Annotated in this window: 6 protein-coding genes; 4 read left to right on the top strand and 2 right to left on the bottom strand. The window is 68.6% G+C overall.

The window, feature by feature from the left end:
* Both ACIQ6S_RS13890 and ACIQ6S_RS13895 read left to right on the top strand, forming a co-directional pair.
* A partial coding sequence (locus ACIQ6S_RS13890; RefSeq protein ID WP_397608871.1) for an acyl-CoA dehydrogenase family protein occupies positions 1-499 on the top strand: 499 nt, incomplete at its 5' end.
* Between the two features lie 26 nt (positions 500-525).
* Positions 526-1,497 (top strand): NAD(P)/FAD-dependent oxidoreductase, encoded by a 972-nt coding sequence (locus ACIQ6S_RS13895; RefSeq protein ID WP_395832628.1) that lies wholly within the window; start codon positions 526-528, stop codon positions 1,495-1,497.
* Here the strand turns inward: ACIQ6S_RS13895 and ACIQ6S_RS13900 are convergent.
* Positions 1,482-3,560, bottom strand: coding sequence for an EAL domain-containing protein (locus tag ACIQ6S_RS13900; RefSeq protein WP_397608872.1), 2,079 nt, complete (start codon positions 3,558-3,560; stop codon positions 1,482-1,484). The genes ACIQ6S_RS13895 and ACIQ6S_RS13900 overlap by 16 nt on opposite strands.
* 76 nt (positions 3,561-3,636) lie before the next feature.
* Positions 3,637-4,653, bottom strand: a complete 1,017-nt coding sequence (epmB, locus tag ACIQ6S_RS13905) for an EF-P beta-lysylation protein EpmB (protein WP_397608873.1) — start codon at positions 4,651-4,653, stop codon at positions 3,637-3,639.
* 23 nt (positions 4,654-4,676) lie between these two features.
* Between epmB and efp the strand changes: the two genes are divergently transcribed.
* Both efp and ACIQ6S_RS13915 read left to right on the top strand, forming a co-directional pair.
* Positions 4,677-5,243 carry an elongation factor P gene (gene efp / locus ACIQ6S_RS13910; RefSeq protein WP_397608874.1) on the top strand — a complete coding sequence of 189 codons (567 nt, stop codon included), beginning with the start codon at positions 4,677-4,679 and terminating at the stop codon, positions 5,241-5,243.
* A 96-nt stretch (positions 5,244-5,339) separates the two neighbouring features.
* The coding region (locus tag ACIQ6S_RS13915) for an amidohydrolase family protein (RefSeq protein ID WP_397608875.1) at positions 5,340-6,311 on the top strand (972 nt) is incomplete at its 3' end.

A 6,311-nucleotide genomic window follows, 5' to 3' on the forward strand; every position in this document is an offset into this window, starting at 1 on the left:
GGCGGATGAAGTCGTCGGTGTCGAAGGCGAGGGCTTCAAGATCGCCATGGGCGTGCTGGATGCGGGCCGCATCGGCATCGCCTCGCAGGCCGTCGGCCTCGCTCGTGCCGCCTACGAGGCCAGCGTGGCCTACGTGAAGGAGCGCAAGAGCTTCGGCCAGGCCATCGGCAGCTTCCAGATGATCCAGGCCAAAATCGCCGACATGAAGTGCAAGCTCGATGCCGCTCAGATCCTGACGCTGCGCGCGGCGTGGGCGAAGGCGCAGACCGAGAAGACCGGCGGCCGCTTCAGCACCGAGGCCTCGGTGGCCAAGCTCACGGCGTCCGAAGCGGCGATGTGGATCACCCACGCCGCGGTCCAGATCCACGGCGGCATGGGCTACTCGAAGGAAATGCCGCTCGAGCGCTATTTCCGCGACGCCAAGATCACCGAGATCTACGAGGGCACGAGCGAGATCCAGCGCCTCGTCATCGCCCGCAACGAGACCGGCCTCCGCTGAGGCCGGGCGGCGTCGGCTCCGCGCGGATGGACGCCGACGTCCTCGTCGTTGGCACCGGCCTTGCCGGCGCCGCTGCAGCCCGCGCGCTGGCCGATGCCGGTTTCCGGGTCCGTGCGCTGGACAAGGGGCGCGGTCCCGGCGGTCGCCTGAGCACCCGCCGCAAAGGCGCGGGCAGCTTCGATCACGGCGCGGCGACACTGCAGGCGAACACGCCGGTGTTCGCTCGATGGTTGAGCGAGGAAGCGGCCTCCGGACGCGCGGCACGTTGGAGCGAGGCCTACGTGGGCCTTCCGGGCATGAGCGCCCTCGTGGCGGGGCTGCTCGATGGGCTGGACGTGCACTGGTCGGTGGCGGTGGCCGCCCTGCATTTCGAAGGCGGGCAATGGCGGGCCATTCACGCCGACGGGCGCGAGGTCGGCGCGGCACAGGCACTGGTCCTCGCGCTTCCCGCGCCGCAGGCCTTGGGCCTGCTGAGGGCTGGCGCGCTTTCCAATGACGTCGTGCCCCCGCAGATGCTCGAGGCCCTCGCGGGAATCCGCTACGCGCCGTGCTGGGCCGCCTTGCTTGAGACCGAGCCTTCCGCGATGCGCCGGCTGCGGGACTCCGGCCCCGGCGATGTCGTCGAAGCCATCTATCGCGAAGCCGACAAGCCCGGCCGGTCAAACTCGGGGCATTGGGTCCTGCAGGCGACCACCGCTTGGAGCGAGGCGAACCTCGAGCTCGATGCCGGGACCGCTGCGCAGCATCTGCTGGACGCCTTCATGGCCATGACAGGTATCGGCCCGGAGGCCATTCACGACGTGTCCGCGCATCGCTGGCGGTACGCGCGACCGCTCGACGTCCTCGATCCGCGACCGCTGGAGGGCAATGGCCTCGCGCTCGCCGGCGACGCGTTCGGCGAGCCGGATTCGGCCGATCTTCCACCCGCGGAGCGGGCGTGGTTGTCCGGTCGCGCGGCAGCGGGCCGGTTGATCGCCGCGCGTCAGCCGAAGTCGTAATTCATCGTCGGACCCGCGGCGGCGAGGAAATCGCCCTCCACGTAGTCCACGCCGATGCCGAACAGCACCGTCATGCTGGCGGCATCCTGCACGTAGTGCACCACGCAGGTCTTGCCGAGGCTACGGGCCTTCTCGGCGAACTCGCGGACCTTCGCCTGGTTGTCGCTGTTCTTGGACAGCTCGGTGATGTAGCTGCGGTCGATCTTCACCACGTCAGCGTCGATGTGCTGGAGCAGCTGGAACGAGTTCAGGCCGGTGCCGAAATGTTCCAGCGCCAGCCGGACGCCGGCGGCGTGGAGGGTCTGGGCGAAGGCCTGGATCGCTTTCAGATGGGTGAAGACCGCGGGTTCGTGCAGCTGCAGCACCAGCAGTTCACCGGGGATGCCGGCCGCCTTCACCGCTGCGACGATCTCCTCGCCCAGCCGATCGTTCGCCGAGATGCTCTCCGGGCCGAGCTTCACGTAAAGCGTGGTGTCCTTCCGCGCCGCCTTGCGTTCCGCGATCACTGCGATGGCGCGGTGGATGACCCAGCGGTCGATCTCCGGCCCGAGTCCCTGTTCGAGGGCCAGTGGCAGGAAGGTGGTCGGGCCGATGATCTCGCCGCCATTGCCCTTGAGGCGGAGGTAGGCCTCGTAGGTTTCGCCCGGCTCGCCATTGAGGCTGATGATCGGCTGGTAGTGGAGGGTGAAACCGTCGCTGTCGAGGGCGTCACGCAGGCGCTGCACCCAGGCCTGGATGCGCTCCTCCTCGGCGCGGTCGCGGGCCGCCGGATCGTGGATCTCGACGCGATCGCCGCCCACGCCCATGGCCGACTGCAGGCTCGTTTCCGCTCGGCTTAGGACGGGGCCGATCTGGGCGTTGCGCTCGCCGATCTGCACGCCGCCCACGCTGACCGTCAGGGTCAGCGAACGGTCGCCCACTTCGAGGATCTTCCCCTGGAACGCCGCGCGGATCTTCTCGGCGCGAACCTGGCTGGCCTGGTGGTCATGGAGGCGGCAGATCACCGCGAAACGGTGGTCGGAGAGGCGTCCGGCCATCGTCGTGTCGTCGAGCGCCGTGCCCAGTCGGGCACAGAACGCCTTCAGCAGTTCGTCGGCTTGCGCCATGCCGATCGTGCCGACGAGCGTCTCGTAGTTGTCCGGTTCCACCAGCAGCAAGGCCTGGTGGTGCCGCCCACCTGCCGCCGCGGCGACGGCGCTCTCCAGCTCGCCCATGAAGTGCGCGCGGTTGGCGAGGCCGGTGAGGGAATCGCGCAGGCGCAGGGCTTCGAGTTCGGCCGCCATCGAAGCATCGACGAGTTGCGGACGGAAGACGATCTGCAGGCAGGGCTCGCCCTCGTAGCTTGCCGGCGTGAACTCCATCAGCGCGTCGAACTCGTCGCCGTTCGCGTCGATGGCCTGAAGTTCCAGCTGCTTCGGCGGGGCCTCGCCTTTCGAGATGCGCTTCAGCAGGTCCTTGAACCCGCCGGCGTTCGAGGGCGCGATCAGATCGAGGACGGACAGGCCTTCGATGTCCTCGTAGCTTTCGTAGCCGAACATCTCGAGGTAGGCGTCGTTGGCCCGGATGTGCATGCCCTCGTGGATGTAGGCGATTGGGTCGCGCGAGGAATTGATCAGGGCGTCGCAGCGGCGCTCGGTTTCGCGCAGCTGGGCCTCGAGGACGCGGACGGCGCGGCGGGTCTTCACGAATTCCGCTTCGGAGCGGACGATGGTCTGCGCCTGCGCTGGCTGGTGGCGATGGACGATGTCGCGCGCCCCGAGCTTCAGGGCTTCGAGGACGGTGGCCTCGTTCAGCGCCTCGAGCACCGCGAGCACCGGCAGGTCCTTGCCGCTCGCTTCCACTTCGCGGACGACGGTCTCGAAGGGGATGGAGGTCGCCGTCAGGGCCGCCACGACCAGATCGAGGCTCTGGGTCGAAAGGAGCTTGCGGAGTTCCTCGAGGTTGTCCGGGCGCTGCGGACGAACGGCCATGCCGCCATTGCGGAGCATGCTGGTGAGCTGCTCGGCATCCTCCAGCCGGTCGTCGACCAGAAGAAGGCGCAGGACGGCGTCGTTCGTGGGCATTCGGGCTCCGGGGGTCGCAGCGGTATCGCGTCGCAGTATACGGACAGCGCCGCGCTTGGTAGCCCCTCGCGTGGCGTCAGGCCGGGGTCTTGCCGGGCTCTCCCGGGATCTCGCGGACGAGGCGCGGCACGAGGTAGCCCGGCAAGCGGGCATGGATGGCGTCGCGCAAGGCCAGTGCTTCGGCTTCAGGGACCTCGAAGTGCGCCGTGCCCTGCACTCGGTCGAGCAGATGCAGGTAGTAGGGCAGCACGCCGGACGCGAACAGTGCTTCGGACAGGGCCACCAGCGCGTCGGCGTCGTCGTTGACCCCGCGCATCAGCACCGCCTGGTTCAACAGATGGACGCCGCGCTGGCGGAGGGCCCCGCAGGCCTCGCGAACGGTGGTGTCGATCTCGTGGGCATGGTTCGCGTGCACCACCATGACGGTCGGCCAGGGCAGGCCGCCGATCCAGCCGAGGAACTCGGCGTCGATGCGCTCGGGAAGCACGATCGGCAGGCGGGTGTGGAGGCGCAGCCGCGTGATCTGGGGCAGGGCGCGCAGCGCGTCGGTGAGTTCGGCCAGCTTCGCGGTCGACAGGCTCAACGGGTCGCCGCCGGAGAGGATGAGCTCGTGGACCGTTGGATCACCGCGCAGGTAATCCAGCGCCGAACCCCAGCTGCCGGATGCTGCGGTCTCCTCGGCGTAGGGGAAGTGCCGGCGGAAGCAGTAGCGGCAGTGGATCGCGCAACTGCCGGTGGCGATCAGCAACGCGCGGCCGTCGTACTTGTGGATCACCCCCGTCCCGCCCTTCGCCGCGCCGTCGCCGACGGCATCGAGGCTGAAACCGGGGACGAGGCGGTCCTCGTCGTCCAGCGGCAGGACCTGTCGAAGCAGGGGGTCGTTCGCATCGCCGTGGCGCATGCGAGCCGCGTAGCCGCGCGGGACCCGTAGCGGGAGCTGGGCTTGCGCCGAGGCCGAGACGCGCGCCGCCAGGCCCGGCAGGCCGAGGCCTTCCAGCAGTTCGACGGGGTCGCGGAGGGCGTCACGCCACAGGGCCTGCCAACGGGCCGGCTGCCGGGCGGCGGCGGGAACGGGTATCATCACCGGCTGCATTCTAAAGGTTCAGGAGCACCCGCATGGCCAGCTACGGCATGAATGACGTCAAGAACGGCATGAAGATCATCGTGAACAACGAGCCGTGCGTCATCCAGGACACCGAGTACGTGAAGCCGGGCAAGGGACAGGCCTTCACCCGCGTCAAGTACCGCTTCATCAAGTCCGGCCGCGTGGTGGAAATGACCATGAAGGCCACCGACAACGTCGAGGCCGCGGACGTCGTCGATACCGACATGCAGTACCTCTACACCGACGGCGAGTTCTGGCACTTCATGCAGCAGGAAACCTTCGAGCAGGTGCAGGCGGATGCGGCCGGCGTCGGCGAGACTGCGAAGTGGATCAAGGGCGAGGAGCCCTGCGTCGTCACCCTGTGGAATGGCACCCCGATCGCGGTGCAGGCGCCGAACTTCGTCGAGCTCAAGATCGTCGAGACCGACCCGGGCGTCCGCGGTGACACCTCGGGCGGCGGCGGCAAGCCCGCCAAGCTGGAGACGGGCGCCGTCGTGCGCGTGCCCCTGTTCGTCGGCCAGGAGGAAATCATCAAGGTCGACACCCGCACCGGTGAGTACGTCAGCCGCGTCAAGTAATCGCGCACGCCAGTCTCTGGCGTCATCGCCCCGCCACGGCGGGGCCGTCATCCTTGCGGCGCGCCCTCACCGGCGCGCCGCAGCCTTATCCGGGGAATGAACGTGCTCGAACCCTGCGACCTGTTGATCGAAGCCGGCCACGTCGTGCCGGTGGTGCCGAAAGGTGCCGTGCTCGCCGACCACGCCGTCGCGGTCAAGGACGGCCGCATCCTCGCCGTGCTGCCACGTGCCGAGGCGCGCGCCCGCTTCCTCCCCGCGGAGATCGTGTCGCGGCCCGAAGCCGCGCTGATCCCGGGCCTGGTCAACATCCATACCCACAACCCGATGACCCTGCTGCGCGGCGTTGCGGACGACCTGCCGCTGATGCCTTGGCTCCAGGAACACATCTGGCCGATCGAAGGCGCCGTCATGGGGCCGGATTACATCGCCGATGGCATCGAGCTGGCCGTCGCCGAAATGCTCCGTGGCGGCACCACGACCTGCAACGAGAACTACTTCTTCCCGGACGTGCAGGCGCAGACCTACAAGCGCCTCGGCTTCCGCGCCACCGTCGGCCTGCCGGTCATCGAGTTTCCCTCGCCCTGGGCAAAGACCACCGCCGAGTACTTCGACAAGGCGCTCGAGGTCTACGACGCCTGGCGCACCGATCCACTGATCCGCTTCGCGTTCGCGCCGCATGCCCCGTACACGGTGTCGGACGCCAGCTTCGAACGCATCGGCATGCTCTCGGCGCAGCTGGACATCCCGATCCACTGCCACGTGCACGAGACCGCGCAGGAGATCACCGATTCGCAGGCGCAGCACGGCCAGCGCCCGCTGGCGCGGCTCGACCGCCTCGGCATCGTCGATTCGCGCCTGATCGCCGTGCACATGACCCAGCTCACCGAAGGCGAGATCAAGCTCTGCGCCGAGCGCGGCGTGCACATCGCGCATTGCCCGCAGTCGAACCTGAAGCTGGCCTCGGGCTTCTGCCCGGTCGAGGCGCTGCGCACCGCTGGGGTCAACGTGGCCATCGGCACCGACGGCTGCGCCAGCAACAACGACCTCGACATGTTCGAGGAAACCCGG

The organism is Silanimonas sp. (genome assembly GCF_044377035.1).
Taxonomy (GTDB): domain Bacteria; phylum Pseudomonadota; class Gammaproteobacteria; order Xanthomonadales; family Xanthomonadaceae; genus Silanimonas.

Excerpts from the sequence above, each read along its gene's own strand:
- ACIQ6S_RS13895 (WP_395832628.1), top strand. The coding sequence starts at position 526 with ATGGACGCCGACGTCCTCGTCGTTGGCACCGGCCTTGCCGGCGCCGCT.
- efp (WP_397608874.1), top strand. The coding sequence starts at position 4,677 with ATGGCCAGCTACGGCATGAATGACGTCAAGAACGGCATGAAGATCATC.
- ACIQ6S_RS13900 (WP_397608872.1), bottom strand. The coding sequence starts at position 3,560 with ATGCCCACGAACGACGCCGTCCTGCGCCTTCTTCTGGTCGACGACCGG.
- epmB (WP_397608873.1), bottom strand. The coding sequence starts at position 4,653 with ATGCAGCCGGTGATGATACCCGTTCCCGCCGCCGCCCGGCAGCCGGCC.